This is a genomic window from Vibrio sp. 1402, from assembly GCF_033340275.1.
In genome coordinates this window covers 1-777 of sequence record NZ_JAWOWE010000189.1, presented here as the reverse complement: position 1 = coordinate 777, position 777 = coordinate 1, and the positions used below count along the sequence as shown (strand labels likewise).

The following is a 777-nucleotide window of genomic DNA, read 5'->3' as shown; positions in this document are numbered from 1 at the left end:
GGAACGGACCTGATTGTCGGCGGACGCTCAGGCCAAGTGAACTTACTGCTGTATTCAGTCTTTCGTATCGGTAATGCCACTAATAATATCGATTGGAAAAGCTATCAAGAATTCAGCCAGCATCGCGCGGTTGATTGGGCAATTCCCATTTCGCTCGGAGACTCTCACAAAGGCTTTCGAGTGATGGGAACCAATCATAGTTACTTTGAGCATTATAAGTACGGAAGTAAGCAAGCACTTACTTTCTCGAAAGGGAAAGAGTTCAATGGATTATTTGAAACCGTACTCGGATCGGACGTCGCCAAACAATTGGGTTACCAGATAGGCAGTGAAATCATCATTGCCCATGGTATCAGCGATGTTGGCTTCAGCCGTCACGATAAACTGCCATTCAAAGTTGTTGGTATTTTAGCTCCAACTGGCACACCAGTAGATAAGACTGTTCACGTCTCGTTAGAGGCGATCGAAGCCATTCATGTCGGTTGGGAAAGTGGCGCACGCTTGGGCCCAACGCCGGATGCCACGGTATTACAAGAAAGGGATTTTCAACCAAAACAGATTACTGCCATGCTTGTGGGCTTGAAATCGCGCATTCAAACTTTTGCGTTGCAAAGGCAGATCAACAACTACCCGAAAGAGCCTCTCAGTGCAATTATGCCCGGTGTCGCGCTACACGAATTATGGGGCATGATGTCTGTCGCAGAACAGGCCTTGATGGCGGTTTCTGGTTTTGTGGTTATCGCGGGTTTACTCGGCATGTTAAGCAGCCTACTGACC

1 protein-coding gene is annotated in these 777 nt (G+C 47.7%); it reads left to right on the top strand.

Annotated elements, in window-relative coordinates:
* A partial coding sequence (locus tag R7044_RS24995; protein ID WP_225455972.1) for an ABC transporter permease occupies positions 1-777 on the top strand: 777 nt, incomplete at both ends.